The sequence below is a fragment of the Dactylosporangium sp. CA-139066 genome (assembly GCF_050936175.1).
Classification (GTDB): domain Bacteria; phylum Actinomycetota; class Actinomycetes; order Mycobacteriales; family Micromonosporaceae; genus Dactylosporangium.
Genome location: NZ_JBNJNH010000001.1, coordinates 544,128 through 563,756 on the forward strand (window position 1 = coordinate 544,128; position 19,629 = coordinate 563,756).

A 19,629-nucleotide genomic window follows, 5' to 3' on the forward strand; every position below is an offset into this window, starting at 1 on the left:
GCCCCGCGCCCGCGCCCCGCGCCCGCGCCGTCTCCGTGTCCGCGCCTTGCGTCGCCCGGCGTCCCGCGTGCCCGCGTCGCCGCGCCGGCCGCCCGCACCTCGCGCCGCGCACCCCCGCCTCCCCGTCCGGCGTCCCGTCCGCGCCCGAGCCGCGCCGGCCGGCCGCGCTGCCCTGCGCCCGCGCGGTCGCCCCGCGCTATGCCCTGCCTGCCGCGCCCCGCGCGCCGCAAGCGCCGTGATACGCGCGGTCCGTGGCAGCGTCCGACCAGCACCGACAACCGGCCGGCGCCCCGCGACCATGGAGCGCGACTACCGCCGCCGTCGCCGCGCGGAATGTCCGGCTGCCCGAGGTCCCGTGCACCGCAAAGACGTAGCACCGGACAATGCCGCGACCGCGGAGCGTGACCGCCGGAGGAGCCGCGCGAGCCGTCCGGGTTGTCGCGAAAACCCGGCGCCGCTAAGGTGATTTCCTATCTTGCCGACAGGATAAGGGGTACATCCGATGCTGCCCGACTTCCTGATCGCCGGGGTGCCGAAGGCCGGCACGTCGGCGCTGCACGCCGCGCTCGTGCGCCACCCGCAGCTGTTCCTGCCCGCGGTCAAGGAGCCCAAGTTCTTCCTCAGCGACGGGCCCCCGCCGCGGAAGGGCGGGCCGGGGGACGTGCAGACGTACCAGGCGCACGTCTGGCGGCGCGCCGACTACGAGGCGCTGTTCGAACCGGCGCCGCCCGGGGCCCTGCGCGGCGAGGCCACGCCGTTCTATTTGCACGACCTCGCGGCGCACGCGCGGATCGCGCGGCTGATCCCCGAGGCCCGGCTCGTGCTGCTGCTGCGCGACCCCGTCGACCGGGCGCACTCGAACTGGTCGCACCTGTGGGGCGCCGGGCTGGAGCCCGAGGCCGACTTCCTGCGGGCCGTCGAGCGCGAGCCCGAACGCCGAAGCAGGGGCTGGGCGGCGTTCTGGCACTACACCGACCTCGGCCGGTACGGCACCCAGCTGCGTCACCTGCTCCAGTACTTCCCGCGCGAGCAGATCCTGCTGCTGCGCTACCGGGACCTGCGCGACGATCCCCGCGGTACCGTGGACCGCGTCTGCGCCTTCCTCGGCGTCGCGACCGGGCACGTCGGCGAGATCCCGCCCGAGAACGTGCGCCGCTACGTCGCCGACACGCCGGTGAACAGCGGGCTGCGGCTGCTGCTGCGCACCGGTGGCAGGATCGGGCACCGGTTCCCGGTGCCGGTGCGGCGGGTCTTCAGCCGGCCGCTGCTGGCGCTGCTGCACCGCGAGCACGGGCGCCGGCCGAGAGTCACGCCGCAGCAGCGGGCGGCGCTGCTGCCCGCGTTCGCCGAGGAGATCGAGCTGCTGCAGGAGGTCTCGGGCGAGTCCTACGCCGACTGGCTCAGCCTCGAACACGCCAGCAACTACCACTGACGGAGGTTTCTCTTGCTCACGCTGCCGCGCTGGGACGGTGCCCGCGTCGTCGTCGAGCCGCCGGGGGAGGTGCCGGGGACGTGGGCCGGGGCGCCGAGCGCGCTGCGGGCCGGCGGGGACATCTACCTGGCGTACCGGATGCGGACCGCCGGCGAGCGCGGCTACGCCAACGTGGTGGCCCGCTCGAGCGACGGCGTCGAGTTCACCACCGTCGCCGTCATCGGCAAGGAGCGCTTCGGCGGGGCCTCGCTCGAACGCCCGGCGCTCACGGTGACGCCGGAGGGCCGCTGGCGCCTGTACGTCAGCGTCGCCACCCCACGGACCAAGCACTGGCGCGTCGACCTGCTCGAGGCCGACGAGCCCGAGGCGCTGGCCGGCGCGCCGGCCGAGACGGTGCTGCCCGGCAGCGCGGACGAGGGCGTCAAGGACCCGGTCCTGCTCCACGACGGGCGGACCTGGCACCTGTGGGCCTCGGTGCACCCGCTGGAGACCGACGAGCACGCCGACCGCATGACGACGAAGTACGCGACCAGCCCCGACGGCAGAGCCTGGCAGTGGCGCGGCGTGGCCCTGGCGCCCCGCGCGGGGGAGTGGGACGCCCGCGGGGTGCGGGTCAGCGCCGTCTGGCCCACCGAGGGCGGCCTGAGCGTGGCGTACGACGGGAGGGCCACGGCCGGGGAGAACTGGGAGGAGCGCACCGGCACCGCGACCGCGGCGCAGCGGCCGGACGGCTCCTACGGCCCGATGACGGCCGCCGGCGCGCCCCCGACGGGCTCGCCGCACGCGCCGCACGGTTTGCGGTACCTCACCGCCGTCCCCGGCCGCATCTACTACGAGGGGACCCGCGCCGACGGCGCCCACGAGCTGCGCACCGAGGAGACGGCCGGCTAGTCAGGCGCGGTGATGGCGGCCCTGCGGCCGCTCCCGCCCGGAGCGCTCGTCGAGCAGGGCCGCCGCGCGCTGCAGGATCTCGTCCCACAGGGCCGGCGGGGCGCCGCCGGCGATCATCGCGGCCAGGTCCTCGGCGAGCCGGTCGAGGACCGGCAGCTCGATCGTCGGGTCCGGGTCGGGCTCGACGGTGCGCTGGCGCGGGATGCGGCCCGTGACGGTCTGCGGCGACTCCAGCGGCAGCGTGTCGCCGCTGGAGACCACGTCGAGGTACCGGATGGTGCGGGTCAGCGCGACGAACAGCAGCCGGTGGCCGCGCGGGTCCTCCGCGACGATCTCCTCCGGCTCGACCACGATCACGGCGTCGAACTCGAGGCCCTTCGCCTCCTGCGGCGAGACCAGGTTGATGGCCCGGTCCAGCTCGCCCTGGTCGGCGCGGCCCCACGGCAGCTCGTTGGCGGCCAGCGCGAACTCGATCTCGGCGCGGCAGGCGGCCGGGACCACGATGCCGACGAAGCGCTGCGCCTGCAGGTGGTCGCGGGCGATCTGGGCGACGCGGCCGGCCCGCTCGCCGGGCTCCACGACGTGGATGCCGGGGTCGGCCGGGCCGTCGCGGACCACCTGGACGGGCTCGGCGCCGGGCGCGGCGATCGGCAGCAGGTTGGCCGCCAGCTCGTACACCTGGCGGGGAACCCGGTAGCCGTAGCGCAGCTTGGCCACGACGACCTGCTGGGTCTGCGGCAGGTGGGCGGTGACCTCCTCCCAGCCGTCGCGGGCCCACGCGCCGGTGGACTGGGCCAGGTCGCCGACGATGGTGAGCGAGCCGTTGGCCGAGCGGCGGGCGATGGCGCGCAGCTGCATCGGGGAGAGGTCCTGGGCCTCGTCGACGACGATGTGGCGATACCGCCCGGTGGCGCCGTTGAGCAGCGCCTCCAGCTCGTCGAGCAGCGGGATGTCGGCCGCGCTCCAGACCTGCTCGGAGAGGCGGTCGGCGCCGCGGCGGTACAGCAGCGCCGCCTCCTGCTCGCTCAGCTCCCCGGCGGCCGCGGCGAGCAGCCGGCGGCGCGAGCCGAACAGGCCGCGCAGGAACGCCGCGGCGCTCTGCAGCGGCCACAGCCGCTCCAGCAGGTTCTCCACCGGCGGGAGGCGCTCGGCCTCCACCGGGCCGCCGCGGTCCCGCACGAGCTGGGCCAGCGCCGCCCGCAGCCGCTGGCGGCGCACCGCGTAGGGGCCGGTGGACTGGCGGGCGGCGGCGACCGCGGCGGTCACCTCGGCGCCGGTGAGGGTGAGGAAGCGGCCGTCGAAGAGCATCCGCTCGGCGGGCTCGGGCGCGCCGATGCGGGCCTCGAGCGCCCGGGCGAGCAGGCCGGCCATGCGGGCCTCGCCCTTGAGGCGGCGGGCCGCGGCGTCCTCCGGCCGGCCGCGCTGCACCGGCGGGCCGAGCTGGTCGACGTCGACCTGCTCGACGCCCTCGTCGCCGAGGCCGGGCAGCACGCCGCGGATGTACCGGGTGAACGCCGGGTGCGGCCCGACGATCAGCACGTCGCGGGGGCGCAGCGCGTCCGCGTGGTTGTACAGCAGCCACGACACCCGGTGCAGGGCGACCGCGGTCTTGCCGGTGCCGGGCCCGCCCTCGATGACGAGGACGTGTTCCAGCGGGAAGCGCATGAGCCGGTACTGCGCCGCCTGGATCGTCGCCACGATGTCCGCCATCGCGCCGGTGCGGCCGCGGTCGAGCTCGGCGAGCAGGGCGCCGTCGGGGCCGTCGAGGGCCTCGATCGCCTCGGCGAGCTGCGCGAAGACGAGGTCGGCGAAGTCGACGATCCGGTTGCCGTCGCAGGTGAAGGTGCGCTTGAGGGCGAGGCCCTGCGGGTCGTCGGGGGATGCCTCGTAGTACCGCCGGCCCATCTCGGTCTGCCAGTTGACGACGAGGACCTGGCGCTGGTCGTCGAGGATCGTCTCGCGGCCGATGTAGTACCGCTCCTCGGCGTCGAGGTCGATCCGGCCGACGGCGACCTCGTGATCGGCGGGGGCGAGGTTGTCGCGGCGGTTGCGCCGGAAGCCGGCCAGCCACCGACCGGCGCCGGGGTTGGCCGCGGCGTCGGGCGTCTCGCCGAGCTCGGCGCGCAACCGTTCACGGTGCTTGTGGGCGAGGTCGAAGTGTTGCTGCTCAGCAGCGATTTCGGCTGCCTTGGACTCCACGGAACTCCCTTTTCGCACCGCGCACTTACACTGCGTGCTTCCCAACGCTACCTTGCGCCAGGGAGGGTGGTCGATCCCCGCGCGGCCGAATCACCCTCGGACAACGGGTGAATGGCGAGGGCCCGGGTAGCGCCTCACCCGTGGTCAAAAGGGCGGTCGTCAAGATGGCGTTTCCCGCGCTCCTGCTGTCGCTGCTGGGGGCGGCGTACGTCACACCGGCGCGGGCGGGTGAGGCCGAGGGCATCCATGTGGCGGACGGCCGCCTGGTCGAGGCCGGCGGGGAGCCGCTGGTGCTGCGGGGCGTCAACCACGGGTACGCGTTCGGCCACGGTCCGGCGTCGGTCTTCGACGACATCCAGGCCAGCGGGGCCAACGCGGTGCGGGTGGCGCTGTCCAGCGGGCACGAGTGGCCGGCCACCCGGCCGTCCGAGGTCGCCTCGATCGTGCAGCGGTGCAAGGACGCCCGGCTCATCTGCGTTCTCGACGTGCACGACACGATGGGGTACGGCACCCAGCCGGGCGCCGCGAGCATCGCCCAGGCCGTCGACTACTGGATGACGCTGCGCGACGTGCTGCGCCACCAGGAGGCCTACGTGGTGCTCGACATCGCCAACGAGCCGTCCGGGCACGCGGTCGACGCCGACTGGCTCGACAACACGAAGGCGGCGATCGCCCGGCTGCGCGCGGCCGGGCTGCCGCACGCGCTCATGGTCGACGCGCCGAACTGGGGCAACGACGCGTTCCGGGTCATGTACGACCACGCGGCCGAGGTGTTCGCCGCCGACCCGCGCCGCAACGTGGTCTTCGACGTGCACATGTACGGGCCGTTCGACACCGCGGACAAGGTCTCCGGCTACCTCGACACCTTCGTGGCGCAGCGGCTGCCGATCGTCGTCGGGGAGTTCTCGCAGATCCACGAGTACGGCGACCCGGACGAGGACGCGATCATGGCCTACTGCCAGGAGCACGGGCTGGGGTACCTCGGCTGGTCGTGGAGCGGCAACAGCCCGCAGTACGACTATCTGGACATCGTGAGCGACTACCGCCCGGGCCGGCTCACCCAGTGGGGCCGCCGGCTGATCGACGGGCCCAACGGCCTGCGGGCCACCTCGCACCCGGCGAGCGTCTACGGGCGCCTGTGGCTGGCGGCCGGGCCGGCGTGGTGATGACGAACGGTGAGGTGATGACGAACGGTGAGGCCATGACAAGCTGTGCGGGTGACCGATCAGCCGCCACCGTCGTCGCTGGAGGCGAGCGTCCGCGCGATCGAGCGCGCCGCGGGCGCGCTGGCCACCGCCAGCGTCGCGCGGATGGACGAGACCCTGCCCTGGTTCCGGGAGCTGCCGGCCGACCAGCGGGCGTGGGTCATGCTGGTCGCCCAGGCGGGCGTGCGCTCGCTGGTCGAGTGGCTGCGCAACCGGGACAAGGGCGGGCCGCTGCCGCCGGACAACTCCGACGAGTTCTTCGACGCGGCGCCGCGCGCCCTGGCCCGCTCGATCAACCTGTTCCAGACGGTGCAGCTCATCCGGGTCACCATCGAGGTCGTCGAGGAGCAGCTGCCGCACCTGGCCGCCGACGGGCAGGAGAACGGCATCCGGGAGGCGGTGCTGTACTACAGCCGCGAGGTCGCCTTCGGCGCGGCCCGCGTCTACGCCCGGGCGGCCGAGACCCGCGGCGCCTGGGACGCCCGCCTGCAGGCCCTGCTGGTCGATGCGCTGCTGCGCGGCGACTCCTCCGACGTGCTGGCCAGCCGGGCGGCCGCGCTGGGCTGGGCCGACGCCCCGCCGGTGGCGGTGGCGGTGGGGCGTTCGCCGGGTGGGGAGGCGGCGGCGGTACTGCACACCGTCTACCGCGCGGCCCGGCGCATCGGCGTGGAGATCCTCGGCGGCGTGCACGGCGACCGCCTGGTGGTGGTGCTCGGTGGCGCGGCCGACCCGATGGCCGCGACCGAGCGGCTCCTGGTCGGCTTCGGCGACGGCCCGGTCGTGGTCGGTCCGGCGGTGCCGTCGCTGGACGAGGCGACCGAGTCGGCCCGCGCCGCGCTGGCGGGTTACCGGGCCGCGCCCGCCTGGCCGGCCGCGCCCCGCCCGGTGGCCGCCGCCGACCTGCTGCCCGAGCGGGCCCTGGCCGGGGACGCGGAGGCGCGGCGGATCCTGCGCCAGGAGGTGTACGGCGCGCTCGTGCGGGCCGGCGGGGAGCTGCTCGAGACGCTCGACGCGTTCTTCACCGGTGGCGGGGTGCTGGAGAGCGCCGCGCGAGGGCTCTTCGTGCACCCGAACACGGTGCGGTACCGCCTGCGGCGCATCGGCGAGGTGACCGGTTTCACGCCGCTGGTGCCCCGCGACGCGTTCGCGCTGCGCATAGCCCTTACGATCGGCCGGCTCGATCCACTCGCCCCCACCGCCCCGCCGATCCCCCCGGGATGATTCGCTGTTCTGGGGATTTAGACCGGTTTGCCCATTATTCTGCTGACGCCGCCTTGTGTGCCGTGCGTAACAGCGCGGATCTGTTGGCACAACGCCACGCGATCTTTTGTAGATTCCCCACAAACGAGGTGGTTCACTTTGGTGCATAGCGCTACCCGCGTGACCGTCGCGAATCCGGAACAGTCATAGACGTGCTCGCCGTACTCGCCCCAGGCCAAGGCTCACAGAAGCCCGGCTTCCTGACCCCGTGGCTCGCGCTGCCCGGCGCCGAGGCGCGCCTGCGCTGGTGGTCCGCGCTCGCCGGGGTCGACCTCGTGCACCTTGGCACCGAGGCCGACGCCGAGGAGATCAAGGACACCGCCAAGACGCAGCCGCTGCTCGTCGCGGCCGCCCTGCTGACCGCCGAGCACCTGCCGATGCACGACGCCGGCGTCGTGGCCGGCCACAGCGTCGGCGAGCTCGCCGCGGCGGCGCTCGGCGGGGTGCTCACCCCCGAGGCCGCCGTCACGCTCGCCGGGATCCGCGGCCGCGAGATGGCCGCCGCCTGCGCGCTCGAGCCGACCGGCATGGCCGCCGTGCTGGGGGGTGACCCGGACGAGGTGCTCGCCGCCATCGAGGCCGCCCGGCTGTACCCCGCCAACCGCAACGGCGCCGGCCAGGTCGTCGCCGCCGGCTCGCTCCCCGGGCTGGAGAAGCTCGCCGCCGAGCCGCCGGCCAGGTCCCGGATCATCACGCTCAAGGTGGCCGGCGCCTTCCACACGCCCTACATGGCCCCGGCCGAGGAGGCCCTCGGCGCCGTCGCCGCCGGCATCAGCCCGGCCGCGCCGACGAAGATCCTGCTGTCCAACCTCGACGGCACCGCGGTCGACCACGGCCCGACCATGCTGCAGCGCCTTGTGCGTCAGGTCACCGCCCCCGTGCGCTGGGACCTGTGCATGCGCACGCTGGCCGACCTCGGCGTGACCGCGGTCGTCGAGCTGGCCCCCGCGGGCACCCTGGCCGGGCTGATCAAGCGCGACATCAAGGGTCTCGAGATCGTCCAGGTCAACACGCCCGACGACCTGGCGGCCGCCCGCGACGCGATCGCCCGCCACGGCGCCGCGCCGACCCACGAGCCGCACCCCGAGTTCAGCGTCGTGGTCGCCGCCGCCGCGGGCACCTTCGCGCCCGCCGCGGACCTGGCCGAGGGCGACGAGGTCCGCGCCGGTCAGGCGATCGGCGCGATCCAGACCCGGCAGGGCCCCGTCGAGGTCGCCGCGCACAACGCCGGCGTGCTCACCGAGTGGCTCGCGCATCTCGACGACCCGGTCGCCCCGGGCCAGCCCCTTGCCCGCATTGGAGGCCAGATATGAGCCCGGCTGCAGGATCGAGGATCCTCGCGTTCGGCCACTACCAGCCGTCGCAGGTGGTCACCAACGACGACCTGTCCAAGGTGATCGAGACCAACGACGAGTGGATCCGCGACCGCGTCGGCATCGCCCAGCGGCGCATCGCGGGGGCCGAAACGGTCGCCGACATGGCGATCGCCGCGGCCGGCAAGGCCCTCGCCGCCTCCGGGCTCACCGCCTCCGACATCGACACCGTCGTCGTGGCCACGTGCAGCTCCGTCGACCGGTGCCCGAACGTCGCCACCCGCGTCGCGGCCAAGCTCGGCATCAACGCCCCCGCCGCCTACGACCTCAACACCGCCTGCTCGGGCTTCTGCTACGGCCTCGCCGGCGTCGACCACGCGATCCGGGCCGGCGCGGCCCGCAACGCGCTGGTCATCGGGGCCGAGAAGCTCTCCGACGTCGTCGACTGGACCGACCGCACCACCGCCGTGCTCTTCGGCGACGGCGCGGGCGCGGCCGTGGTGACCGGCGTGGCCGAGGGCGAGCGCCCCGGCATCGGCCCCGTGGTGTGGGGCTCCGCCCCCGAGCGGGGCGACGTGCTCACGATCGAGGGCTGGCGGCCGTACATCAAGCAGGAGGGCCAGGCGGTCTTCCGCTGGGCCACCACCGCCATCGCCCCGTACGCCCAGGAGGCCCTCGACCGGGCCGGCGTGCAGGGCAAGGACATTGCGGCCTTCGTCGCCCACCAGGCGAACACGCGCATCATCGACGGGATCGTCAAGCGCCTCGACCTGCCCAACGCGATCATCCTCAAGGACCTGGTCGAGTCGGGCAACACGTCGGCGGCGAGCATCCCGCTTGCCCTGTCCAAGGCGATCGAGCGGCGCGAGGTCCCCTCCGGCGCGCCCGTGCTGCTCTTCGGCTTCGGCGGCGGCCTGACGTACGCGGGCCAAGTCATCCATTGCCCGTAGCGGTCTGTTCATCTTCGATCGACAAGAACGTCAACCCTAGGAAGGAAAGCTCTATGTCCACCCGTGAAGAGATCGCCGAAGGTCTTGCCGAGATCCTCGAAGAGGTCGCCGGTGTCAACCCGGACGACGTCGCCGAGGAGAAGTCCTTCACCGACGACCTGGACGTCGACTCGCTGTCGATGGTCGAGGTCGTGGTGGCGGCCGAGGAGAAGTTCGGCGTGAAGATCCCGGATGACGAGGTGCCGAACCTCAAGACCGTCGGCGACGCCGTCTCGTACATCGAGAAGTCGCAGGCCTGAAATCCGCCGACGGGGTCCTGAGGCCGGCCCGGTCACCCCGGGACCCGGCCCGGGGCCCCGTCGTCAGTTGCGCTGTGAGGAGAGTTGTGCAGTGAGTGTTGAGGTCGTCGTCACCGGCATCGGGGCCACCACCCCGCTCGGCGGGGATGCCCCGTCCACCTGGGACGCCATGCTCGCCGGCAAGTCGGGGGTGTCACCGCTGCCCGACTGGGCCGCGCCGCTCACCGTCCGCATCGCCGCCCAGCTCGCCGTCGAGCCGAGCGAGAAGCTCGACCGCATCCAGGCCCGCCGCCTGGACCGCAGCGAGATGACCGCCATCCTGGCCGCCCGCGAGGCCTGGGCCGACGCCGGCTCGCCGGAGGTGGACAAGGAGCGGCTCGCCGTCAGCATCGGCAGCGGCATCGGCGGCGCGCAGACCCTGCTCAACCAGGACGACATCCTGGAGGCCAGCGGTCCCCGCAAGGTCTCGCCGCACACCGTGCCGATGCTCATGCCCAACGGCCCCGCCGCCTGGGTCGGCCTCGAGCTCGGCGCCCAGGCCGGCGTGCACTGCGTGGCCAGCGCCTGCGCCACCGGCGCCGAGGCGATCGCGCACGCCCTCGACCTGATCCGCCTCGGCCGCGCCGACGTCGTCGTCGCCGGCGGCACGGAGGCCGTCGTGCACCCGCTGCCGATCGCCGGCTTCGCCGCGATGCGCGCCATGTCCGTGCGCAACGACGATCCCGAGCGCGCCTCCCGCCCGTGGGACAAGGGCCGCGACGGCTTCGTCCTCGGCGAGGGCGCCGGCGTCATCGTCCTCGAGCGCGCCGACCACGCCCGCGCCCGCGGCGCCCGCATCTACGCCCGGCTCGCCGGCGCCGGCATCACCTCGGACGGGTACGACATCGTCCAGCCCCACCCGGAGGGCGACGGCGCGGTGCGCGCCATCGGCTTCGCGCTGCGCGACTCCGGCATCGCCAAGGCCGACATCGTGCACGTCAACGCCCACGCGACCTCGACGCCGGTCGGCGACCTGGCCGAGATCAAGGCCCTGCACCGGGCCCTGGGCGACCACGCGGTGCTCACCTCGACCAAGTCGATGACCGGCCACCTGCTCGGCGCGGCCGGCGCGGTCGAGTCGATCGCGACGATCCTCGCCGTCTACCACGGCGTGGTGCCCCCGACCATCAACCTCGACGAGCCCGACGACGAGCTCGACCTGGACGTGGCCGCGCACAAGCCCCGCCACCTGGAGATCCCCGCCGCGCTGAACAACTCGTTCGGCTTCGGCGGCCACAACGCCGCGCTGGTCTTCGCCCGCGCCTGAGTTCTGCCGGCTCCTCCGGGAGCCACCGTTCCTTCTGGAGCCACCGTGACAATGACGTCCGCGCCCGCACCTGTCGCCGACGATTTCCGGGATCCCGAGGTACGCCTGCGTGCCCTCTTCGACCGGGGCACGCTGCGCCTGCTGGACCCGCGCGACGACTGCGGCGTGGTCGCCGCCCGCGGCGAGATCGACGGCACCCTCGCCGTCGCGTTCGCCACGGACGCCACGCGGATGGGTGGCGCCCTGGGCGCCGAGGGCTGCCGCCGGATCGTGGACGCCATCGACCTGGCCGTCCGCGAACGGCGGCCGGTCCTCGGCCTGTGGCACTCGGGCGGCGCCCGCCTCGCCGAGGGCGTGGTCGCGCTCGACGGCGTGGGCCAGGTCTTCGCGGCCATGGTCCGCGCGTCGGGCCGCGTACCGCAGATCTCGGTGGTGCTGGGCCCGGCGGCCGGCGGCGCCGCCTACGGCCCCGCGCTCACCGACGTCGTGATCATGAGCGAGCACGGCCGCATCTTCGTCACCGGCCCCGAGGTCGTCCGCAGCGTCACCGGCGAGCAGGTCGACATGGCCCGCCTGGGCGGCCCCGAGCCCCACGGCCGCCGCTCCGGCGTCGTCCACGTCACGACGAAGGACGACGAGTCGGCCGTGTCGGCCGCCCGCGAGGTGGCCGCGCTGCTGGGCCGCCGCGGCCGCCTGGCCCCGGACGACGTCACGGACACCGACCTGGGCCGGCTGCTGCCCCCGGAGCCCAACCGGGCGTACGACGTGAAGCCCCTCGTCCGCGCCATGCTGGACGCGCCGGGCGTGGAGCTGCACGCGAAGTGGGCCCCGAACGTCGTCACCACCTTGGGCCGCTTCGGCGGCCGCACGGTCGGCGTCATCGCGAACAACCCGCTGCGCCTGGGCGGCTGCCTGGACGCCGCGAGCGCCGAGAAGGCGGCCCGCTTCGTGCGCATGTGCGACGCGCTGGGCGTACCGCTGATCGTCGTGGTGGACGTCCCCGGCTACCTGCCCGGCCTGGGCCAGGAGTGGGACGGCGTGGTCCGCCGCGGCGCAAAGCTCCTGCACGCGTTCGCCGAGGCGGTGGTACCCCGGGTGACGCTCGTGACCCGCAAGGCCTACGGCGGCGCGTACATCGCGATGAACTCGCGCTCCCTGGGCGCCACGGCCGTCTTCGCGTGGCCCGGCGCCGAGGTGGCGGTGATGGGCGCGAGCGCCGCGGTGAACGTCCTGCACCGCCGCCGCCTGGCCGCCGCGGCCCCGGACGAGCGCGAGGACCTCCGCGCCAGACTCGTGGCCGAGCAGACCGAAACGGCCGGCGGCGTGCACCGCGCCCTGGAGATCGGCGTGGTGGACGAGCTGGTGGAGCCCTCGGCCACCCGCCGCCGGATCGCCGCCGCCCTGGCCGACGCCCCTTCGGCCCACGGCGCCCACGGCAACATCCCGCTGTAGCCCCTTGGATCCTTGCACATCCTGCAAGCTATGCTGCAGGATGTGCAAGCTCGGTCCTCGCTGCTGCCGCTGCTGCGTTCGCCGCTGCTCGGCGAACTGCTGGCGTGGCTCTTCCTGCATCCCGAGCAGAGCAGCTCCGTGACCGAGCTGGCCCGCCAGTTCGGGGTTTCGCAGTCGACCATCAGCCGCGAGGTCAGCCACCTCGCCGCGGCCGGCCTGGTGACCGAGGAACGGCGCGGCAACATGCGTCTGGTCCAGGCCGACGTGGGCAACCCGCTCGCCCGCCCGCTCACGGAACTGCTGACGCTGACGTACGGCCCGGCCGCCGTCCTGGCCGACCTGATCCCGTCGGTGCCCGGCGTCGATGAGGCCTACATCTACGGCTCCTGGGCGGCCCGCTATACCGGTGTCGCCGGCCCGCCGCCGCGCGACGTCGACGTGCTGGTGGTGGGCGAGGCCGACGACGACGACCTGGCCGAGGCGGCTCGCAAGGCCGAGCGCCAACTGGGCCGCGAGGTCAACGTCCACCGAGTCTCCGCCGCCGCCTGGCGCTCGCCCGGCGGCGACCCGTTCCTGACGGCGGTGCGCGAACGCCCGTCGTACCGCATCGCGCAGCCGGGAGAGCGCCCGTGAGATGGCAGCAGGGCCGCGAGGCACTGGAAGGCATGCTCGACCGGGCCGAGCTGGAGCGCGTGCCCCCCAGCCGGGACCACGCCGAGCTCCTGCTGGCACAGGCGCGCAAGCACCTCGCGTCGGCGGACGCCATCGCCGCCTCCGACCCCGCCGGCGCCTACCAGCTGCTGTACGACGCCGCGCGCAAGTCGCTCGCCGCGGTACTGGAGAACGAGGGCCTGCGCGTCACGAGCCGCGGCGGCCACATCGCGGTCCGCGACGCGGTGACGGCCCAGCTCGACCCGCCGCTCGGCGCCGTCCTGCGCCCGTTCGACCGCCTTCGCCGGCGCCGCAACCAGCTCGAGTACCCGTCGGCGGCGGTGCCCGGCATCAGCCCGGAAGAGGTCGAGCGCGACGTACCGAAGGTGGAGCAGATCATCGAGCTGGCCGTCCGCGTCCTGGACCAGATGAGCCCGTTCTGACCGGCCGGGCCCCGGCTCGGCCGGCGAGCTTCCGTGCTCGGCGGTTGAGCCTCTGCGCTCAGTCGGCGAGCATCTGCGCGAAGGCCGCCGGGTGGACCACCGGGATGCCGTAGTCGGCGGCCTTGCGCGCCTTGCCCGACATGCTGTCCGGGTCGGCCGCGACCAGCAGCCGCGTCCGGCGCGTGACGCCGGCGCCGACCGCCAGCCCCGCCGCGGCGGCCCGCGCCTCCCAGACCTCGCGCGGCTCGCCCATGTCGCCGGTGAACACCACGATGTCGCCCCGCTGAAGCCGGAAACGCCGCCCGGGCGCCGGCCGTGCCCCGGGCGCTGGCCGTGCCCCGAAGCAGGCCCCAGCGCCCACGAGACCGCTGCAACACCACCAGGGCGCGCCTCGGGCGGCGAAGCCGACCGGAATCGACGGCCCGGTCGAGCGGCCGCACGCACTCGATTGTCTGGCTAGCCTGGGGTGATGGGGCGATTGGAGCAGTTGCGCGATCCGTCCTCGTGGCGGCGTGCCTTCGTGCTGGTCCGACGGTTCCGGGAGGAGCCGGGCACGGCGAACCTGCGCCGTTTCGCCCCGTTGGTCGAGGCTGTCCTGCGCGAACGGGCCGCGCTGCATGGCCTCGGCGACGAGGCGTTGTCCGAGCGCGCCAGGCTCACGGCAAAGGCGGATCTTGCCCGCGACGGTGACCTGGTGAACTTTCTCGCGGTGGCGAGCGAGGTCGCGCGGCACCGGCTGGGGCTGGAGCCGTTCGGCGTGCAGCTGCTGGCGGCGGTGAGCATGCTCCGCGGTCGCGTGGTGGACATGGAGACCGGCGAGGGCAAGACGCTCGTGGGGTTCCTCGTCGCGGCCGGGCTGGCCGCGACGGGCCGGCGGGTGCATGTGCTCTCGGCCAACGACTATCTAGCCGGCCGGGACGCACGCGCGGGGGCGACGTTGTTCGCGGCCTTCGGTCTGTCGTGTGCGGCGGTGGTCGACGGCATGGACCATGCCGAGCGGCGCGCGGCGTACCGCAGCGATGTGGTCTATGCGACCGTGCACCAGGTGGGGTTCGACCTGCTCCGGGACCGGCAGCGGCCGGACGACGCGCAGCGGCTGGTGCCGGAGCTGGACGCGGCGGTGATCGACGAGATCGACGCGGTGCTGCTCGACGATGCGATGGTCCCGCTGGTGATCGCCGGGGACGCCGAGCCACGGCCGGAAGACGCCTCACTGGCCGAGGTGGTCGCGGCGATGACCGCCGGCGTGGAGTACGAGGTCGACGGCGAGCGGCGCAACGTGTCGTTCAACGAGGCGGGGATCGCGGCGCTGGAGGAGCACCTCGGCGTCGACGACCTGTACGCCGAGGACCACGTGGGCCTGCTGACGGCAGCGCACGTGGCGTTGCACGCGCACGCCCTCGTGGAGCGCGACGTGCATTACATCGTGGCCGACGGTCAGGTGCGACTGATCAACGACGCCCGCGGAAGGGTCGCCGACCGGCAGCGGTGGCCCGACGGCCTGCACGCCGCGATCGAGCGCAAGGAAGGCATCGAGGTGACCGCACAGGCCGAGGTGCTCGACCAGATGCTGGTCGAGACCGTGGCCCGCGGCTACCGCGTCATCACCGGGATGAGCGGCACCGCGCTGGACGCGTCCGAGCGCCTGGCCGAGGACCTGAACCTGCGCACCGGGGCGATCCCGACCAACCGGCCCGGCATCCGCGTCGACGAGCCCGACCGGCTGTACCTGACCGCCGAGGAGCGCGACGCGGCCGCGGCCGACCGGGTGCGGGCCGCCCATGCGGCCGGTCAGCCCGTGCTGATCGGCACCGCGAGCGTGGCGGACTCCGAACGCTTCGCCGGACTCCTGGCCGACCGCGGCGTCGATGCGGTCGTGCTCAACGCCAAGAACGACGCCGCCGAAGCCGGGATCATCGCCCGCGCCGGCGAGCACGCGGCGGTCACCGTCTCCACGCAGATGGCCGGCCGTGGCGTCGACATCCGGCTCGGACCACAATCCGCCGAGGCGGGCGGCCTGCTGGTGCTCGGACTCGGGCGGTACGACAGCGCCCGGCTCGACCACCAGCTCCGCGGCCGGGCCGGCCGGCAGGGTGACCCGGGCCGTTCGGTGTTCTACACCAGCCTCGACGACGACGTGGTGACCGAGCACCTGGTCATCGGGTACGACCCGCGATCGGTGGACCCGGACGGGCGCGTCCGCGACACCCGGTTCCGCCGGATCTACGCGCACGCCCAGCGCGTCGCCGAGGGCAAGCTCCTGCAGCTGCATCGCACCACCCGCCGCTACCACACCGCCACCGACCAGCACCGCCGGGTCGTCCTCGACACCCGCGAAAGGCTCCTCACCGACCCGGCCGCGCTCGACGAGTACCTGGCCCGCATCTGGCCCGCCGGCTCCGGCAACGCACAGAAGTGGACCCGGCCGGACCGGCGCCGGCTGGCGCTCGACGTGGCGCTCTACCACCTCGACCGCGCCTGGACGCGCCACCTGAACCTGCTCGCCGAGGTCCGCGAGGGCATCCACCTGCGGGTGCTCGGGCGACAGGACCCGCTCGAAGAGTTCAACCTCATCGCCACCGACGACTTCCGCGCCGTTGCCGAAGAGGCGGCCGCAGCCACCCGCCACACCCTCGACGCCGCCTCCGAGGACGCCACCACCCTCGCCGACCTCGGACTGCGGCGCCCGTCGTCCACCTGGACGTACATGGTCGCCGACAACCCCTTCGGCTCCGAGGCCGACCGGTTCTTCGCGTACATCGGGCAGGCGCTGCGCGGCGGCCGCCCCCCGGCCATTACCTACACCTGACCGGGGCTGACAGGATGGGCGTGTGAGCGGCCTCGACCTCGTCCTGATCCTGCGGTACCGCAAGGCGGTGACCTACGGCCATCACGTGCTCCTCGCCGCCCTGGAGGAGCACGAGACCACGACCCGCTATGAGGTGGTCTTCGCCGAATCCGCGGCGGCCACGGTCGAGGCGATCACGGCCGCGCGCGACACGAAAACCCTGGTCCTGTGGTCGTTCTACTCGCCCGACGCGGTGGCCCTGGCCGAGGAACTGGCCACCATCAAGGAGCAGGCATCGGGCGCCGTCCACGTGGCCGGCGGTGTGCACGCCACCGCGGAGCCGGTGCGCACGCTCGACGCGGGCTGGGACATCGCCGCGGTGGGGGAGGGGGAGAGCACCCTACTGCGCCTGGTCGACCAGGCCGGCGACCCGAAAGGCATCGAGGGCCTGGTGTACCGCGACGAGCACGGCAACCTGATCCGCAGCGGCAAGCCACACCGCGAGCCGCTGGGGCGGTACCGGGCGTTCCCGCTGACGTACAAGCGCATGAACCCCATCGAAATCACGCGCGGGTGCGTGTACGCGTGCCGGTTCTGTCAGACGCCGTTCATGTTCTCCGCGCGGTTCCGGCACCGCAGCGTCGAGAACGTCCGGTGGCACGTCGACCGGATGCGCGAGCTCGGCAAGCGCGACGTCCGGTTCATCACGCCGACCTCGCTGTCCTACGGGGCCGACGACGAGGAGCCCAACCTCGCCGCCGTCGAGGAGCTCCTGGCCAGCTGCAAGGAGGGGATCGGGGCGGACGGGCGGGTGTTCTTCGGGTCGTTCCCGAGCGAGATCCGGCCCGAGCACATGAGCGTCGAGGCGCTGCGGCTCGTCCGGAAGTACTGCGCCAACGACAACCTCATCGTGGGGGCGCAGTCCGGGTCGGAGCGGGTGCTCGACGCGGCCAAGCGCGGGCACGACGTCGAGTCGGTGCGGCGGGCGGTGCGGCTCGGGATCGCCGAGGGGTTCCGGATCAACGTTGACATGATCTTCGGGATGCCGGGGGAGGAGCCGGCCGACGCGGAGGCGTCGCTGCGGCTGGCGGAGGAGCTCGCGGCGCTCGGGGCGCGCATCCACTCGCACGTGTTCATGCCGCTGCCGGGGACGCCGTGGCGCGACGCGCCGCCCGGTGACGTCGATCCCGAGACGATCCGGGCGGTGTCGCGGCTGGCCCAGCGGGGCGCGCTCTACGGGCACTGGCAGAAGCAGCGCGAGCACGCCGCGCAGCTTGCCGCCGCGGCCCAGGAGCATCCGCGGCCGGGGCGCAGCCGCACCCTGCTGCCGCTGCGGGACAGCCGCTCAGGTTAGCCAGACCACGATGCCGGTCAGGCCGGTGAGCACGGCGGCGGCGCCGGCGCGGATCGCGGCGTCGCAGCGCTGCGGGGTGAAGGTCGCCGCGTCGTAGTCCGACGAGGCGCCGAGGCCCTCGCCGCGGTACGAGGCGCCGGACCAGTCGGCGGCGGTGACGTTGTGGGTCGGCTCGGCCAGCTCCGCGCCGACGACCAGGAACTGCTGCGAGAGGTGGCTCGCGGTGACCACGGCGAGCGGGTCGACGAGCGCGTCGCCGGCGCTGACGATGAGGTCCGGGTGCAGGTCGACGGCCCGGGTGATGGCCGGCATCAGGTCGGCGTCGCCGGCCGCGGTCACCGTGCGCAGCTCGAGGTGCTCCGCGCCGGCCCAGGCCTGGACCGCGGCCACGAGGGCGCGCGTCGGCGCGTCGTCGCCGGCGCTCAGCAGCACCACCCGGTAGTCCCGGGCCGGGTGGACGCCGTCCCAGGAGCCGGGGCGCGGCGTGATGGTCCCCTCCGGGGTCGGCGGCGAGGACGGGTCGACGAACCCGGGGGCGAGGCTGCCGGCGGCGGTGGGCGCGGGGCGCGGCCGCGACCAGTCGTCGCCCGGGGCGGAGCCGCAGCCGGCGGCCAGTGCGAGCACGACGGCGGCCCAGAGGGGGGTGCGCACGGCGCTCATCTTGCGGCCCGGCGCGGCCGCCGACAATTGCGCGGGCGAGTTGTTCGTGATCGGTTCGCCGCCGCGGGGGCCGGCGTTCACGCGTGGGGTGCAACGTGCTCTCCCGAGCAGAGGGAGCCGCATGCTGTACCGCATCGTTGTCACGGTCGTCGCCGCGGCGATCGTCCTCCTCGTGCCGGCGACGGCGTCCGCGCACGGGTTCTCCTCGACCGTCTACGCCCGCGTCACCGCCGGCGAGCCCGGGCACGTGCGCACCGCGCTCGAGCTCGAGTACGACCTCTTCGTGGTGTCCACGGCCGACGCCGAGCGCGACGACCCGCTGTTCCGCGCGGGCACCGCGGCGTTCGAGTCCGGCGACGCGGTCGGGCAGGCGGCGGCCCTGCAGGAGCACGCCGAGGCGGCCGTGCGCTACGTGACCGCGCGCTTCGCGGTGACCGCCGGGGGCCGGGCCTGCGCGCCGGCGCCGGTCGGCGGCTTCACGATGGGGGAGCAGGAGGGCGTGCCGTACACCCGCCTGCTGCTCGACTGGACGTGCCCGGAGGACGACGGCGCCCACGAGGTGCGCAGCGGCCTGTTCCCCGACGCCGAGGGCTACGTCAAGGGCGTCAAGACGATCGTCACGTACGACATCGACGGCCGCTCCGGCAGCGCCGCGCTCGACGCCGCGCACCCGGGCTTCTCGACCGGCCAGGCGTGGTACGAGCGGTTCTGGGAGTTCTTCCGGCTCGGCGCGGAGCACCTGCTGACCGGCATCGACCACATCCTGTTCCTGCTCGCGCTGATCGCCGGCTCCCGCCGGCTGCGCGAGATCGTGCTGGCCGCCACGAGCTTCACGCTGGCCCACTCCGTGACGTTCATGCTGGCCGCGCTCGGCGCCGTCGACCCGCCGGCCCGCGTGGTGGAGCCGGCCATCGCGCTGTCCATCGCCGTGGTCGCGGGCTGGCACCTGTGGCGGCTCGCCCGCCGCGGCGAGCACGCCGGCGACCTGGAGACGACCGGCGGCGGCCACTTCAGCCTCGACCGCGCCGGCTGGGCCCGCCTCGGCGTCGTCTTCTGCTTCGGCCTCGTGCACGGCCTGGGCTTCGCCGGCGCGCTCGGGATCGACGAGCCGTGGTCGTGGACGCTGCTGTGGTCGCTGCTGGTGTTCAACGTCGGCATCGAGGCCGTGCAGCTGGGCCTGATCGCCGTCGCCTTCCCGCTGCTCGTCGTGCTGCGCCGTCGCGCGCCGCGGGCCGGGCGGTGGGCGACGGGTGCGATCGCCGCCGGTGTGTCCGTGATGGGGCTGATTTGGTTCGTCCAGCGCCTCGCCGGTACGTGATCAGGCCCGCAGACGTGCAGCCGGCCGCCAGCCGCGGTTCACGAGCGCGTCACCGGGCGGCGGAAGCGTGAGCCCGCTCCAACCGTATCCCCATCGGGAAAAGGGAGA

At 74.2% G+C, this 19,629-nt stretch carries 17 protein-coding genes; 14 read left to right on the forward strand and 3 right to left on the reverse strand.

The genetic code is table 11. From position 1 onward, the window contains the following. Positions 1-502 precede the first annotated feature (502 nt). Both ACQEVU_RS02555 and ACQEVU_RS02560 read left to right on the forward strand, forming a co-directional pair. Complete coding sequence (locus tag ACQEVU_RS02555) at positions 503-1,432, forward strand: sulfotransferase family protein (protein WP_433319904.1); 930 nt, start codon at positions 503-505, stop codon at positions 1,430-1,432. Positions 1,433-1,444: 12 nt separating this feature from the next. Continuing rightward, the gene (locus ACQEVU_RS02560) at positions 1,445-2,323 is read left to right on the forward strand and encodes a hypothetical protein (RefSeq protein ID WP_433319907.1); all 879 of its coding nucleotides are present in this window, start codon (positions 1,445-1,447) and stop codon (positions 2,321-2,323) included. On the opposite strand, the gene ACQEVU_RS02565 is transcribed toward ACQEVU_RS02560, so the two are convergent. Further along, positions 2,324-4,522: a HelD family protein gene (locus ACQEVU_RS02565; protein ID WP_433319910.1), complete on the reverse strand. Its 2,199-nt coding sequence runs from the start codon at positions 4,520-4,522 to the stop codon at positions 2,324-2,326. It lies immediately after the preceding gene. Between the two features lie 140 nt (positions 4,523-4,662). Between ACQEVU_RS02565 and ACQEVU_RS02570 the strand changes: the two genes are divergently transcribed. The 9 genes from ACQEVU_RS02570 (at position 4,663) to ACQEVU_RS02610 (ending at position 13,401) form a co-directional block, all read left to right on the forward strand. Beyond that, positions 4,663-5,688, forward strand: a complete 1,026-nt coding sequence (locus tag ACQEVU_RS02570; RefSeq protein ID WP_433319913.1) for a glycoside hydrolase family 5 protein — start codon at positions 4,663-4,665, stop codon at positions 5,686-5,688. Between the two features lie 51 nt (positions 5,689-5,739). Beyond that, a complete protein-coding gene (locus ACQEVU_RS02575; RefSeq protein WP_433319916.1) occupies positions 5,740-6,948 on the forward strand; it encodes a PucR family transcriptional regulator in 1,209 nt (402 codons plus the stop codon). Between the two features lie 191 nt (positions 6,949-7,139). Next, positions 7,140-8,300, forward strand: a complete 1,161-nt coding sequence (locus ACQEVU_RS02580) for an acyltransferase domain-containing protein (RefSeq protein ID WP_433319919.1) — start codon at positions 7,140-7,142, stop codon at positions 8,298-8,300. Continuing rightward, complete coding sequence (locus tag ACQEVU_RS02585) at positions 8,297-9,250, forward strand: beta-ketoacyl-ACP synthase III (protein ID WP_433319922.1); 954 nt, start codon at positions 8,297-8,299, stop codon at positions 9,248-9,250. Before ACQEVU_RS02580 ends, ACQEVU_RS02585 begins: the two co-directional genes overlap by 4 nt. A 53-nt stretch (positions 9,251-9,303) precedes the next feature. Then, on the forward strand, positions 9,304-9,549 hold the full coding sequence (locus ACQEVU_RS02590; RefSeq protein ID WP_223097536.1) for an acyl carrier protein: 246 nt from the start codon (positions 9,304-9,306) through the stop codon (positions 9,547-9,549). 91 nt (positions 9,550-9,640) lie between these two features. Then, positions 9,641-10,855, forward strand: a complete 1,215-nt coding sequence (fabF, locus tag ACQEVU_RS02595; RefSeq protein WP_433319926.1) for a beta-ketoacyl-ACP synthase II — start codon at positions 9,641-9,643, stop codon at positions 10,853-10,855. A gap of 51 nt (positions 10,856-10,906) precedes the next feature. Next, positions 10,907-12,307: an acyl-CoA carboxylase subunit beta gene (locus ACQEVU_RS02600; RefSeq protein ID WP_433334756.1), complete on the forward strand. Its 1,401-nt coding sequence runs from the start codon at positions 10,907-10,909 to the stop codon at positions 12,305-12,307. A 42-nt stretch (positions 12,308-12,349) separates the two neighbouring features. After that, positions 12,350-12,940: a MarR family transcriptional regulator gene (locus ACQEVU_RS02605; protein ID WP_433319929.1), complete on the forward strand. Its 591-nt coding sequence runs from the start codon at positions 12,350-12,352 to the stop codon at positions 12,938-12,940. Next, on the forward strand, positions 12,937-13,401 hold the full coding sequence (locus tag ACQEVU_RS02610) for a HEPN domain-containing protein (protein ID WP_433319933.1): 465 nt from the start codon (positions 12,937-12,939) through the stop codon (positions 13,399-13,401). Before ACQEVU_RS02605 ends, ACQEVU_RS02610 begins: the two co-directional genes overlap by 4 nt. A gap of 58 nt (positions 13,402-13,459) precedes the next feature. Here the strand turns inward: ACQEVU_RS02610 and ACQEVU_RS02615 are convergent, their stop codons facing one another. Beyond that, positions 13,460-13,672 (reverse strand): BRCT domain-containing protein, encoded by a 213-nt coding sequence (locus tag ACQEVU_RS02615; RefSeq protein ID WP_433319936.1) that lies wholly within the window; start codon positions 13,670-13,672, stop codon positions 13,460-13,462. 198 nt (positions 13,673-13,870) lie between these two features. Here ACQEVU_RS02615 and secA2 point away from each other — a divergent pair, with 198 nt between their 5' ends. Beyond that, the gene (gene secA2, locus ACQEVU_RS02620; RefSeq protein ID WP_433319939.1) at positions 13,871-16,210 is read left to right on the forward strand and encodes an accessory Sec system translocase SecA2; all 2,340 of its coding nucleotides are present in this window, start codon (positions 13,871-13,873) and stop codon (positions 16,208-16,210) included. Positions 16,211-16,232: 22 nt separating this feature from the next. Next, positions 16,233-17,543, forward strand: a complete 1,311-nt coding sequence (locus ACQEVU_RS02625; RefSeq protein WP_433319942.1) for a TIGR04013 family B12-binding domain/radical SAM domain-containing protein — start codon at positions 16,233-16,235, stop codon at positions 17,541-17,543. Here ACQEVU_RS02625 and ACQEVU_RS02630 read toward each other — a convergent pair. Continuing rightward, positions 17,535-18,194 (reverse strand): hypothetical protein, encoded by a 660-nt coding sequence (locus tag ACQEVU_RS02630; RefSeq protein WP_433319945.1) that lies wholly within the window; start codon positions 18,192-18,194, stop codon positions 17,535-17,537. The two genes, ACQEVU_RS02625 and ACQEVU_RS02630, sit on opposite strands and share 9 nt — an antisense overlap. A 130-nt stretch (positions 18,195-18,324) precedes the next feature. Between ACQEVU_RS02630 and ACQEVU_RS02635 the strand changes: the two genes are divergently transcribed. Further along, complete coding sequence (locus ACQEVU_RS02635) at positions 18,325-19,521, forward strand: HupE/UreJ family protein (protein ID WP_433319948.1); 1,197 nt, start codon at positions 18,325-18,327, stop codon at positions 19,519-19,521. Positions 19,522-19,629: the final 108 nt, after the last annotated feature.

Coding starts and splice junctions, on each gene's coding strand:
- ACQEVU_RS02555 (WP_433319904.1), top strand. CDS start 503: ATGCTGCCCGACTTCCTGATCGCCGGGGTGCCGAAGGCCGGCACGTCG.
- ACQEVU_RS02585 (WP_433319922.1), top strand. CDS start 8,297: ATGAGCCCGGCTGCAGGATCGAGGATCCTCGCGTTCGGCCACTACCAG.
- ACQEVU_RS02590 (WP_223097536.1), top strand. CDS start 9,304: ATGTCCACCCGTGAAGAGATCGCCGAAGGTCTTGCCGAGATCCTCGAA.
- ACQEVU_RS02600 (WP_433334756.1), top strand. CDS start 10,907: ATGACGTCCGCGCCCGCACCTGTCGCCGACGATTTCCGGGATCCCGAG.
- secA2 (WP_433319939.1), top strand. CDS start 13,871: ATGGGGCGATTGGAGCAGTTGCGCGATCCGTCCTCGTGGCGGCGTGCC.
- ACQEVU_RS02635 (WP_433319948.1), top strand. CDS start 18,325: ATGCTGTACCGCATCGTTGTCACGGTCGTCGCCGCGGCGATCGTCCTC.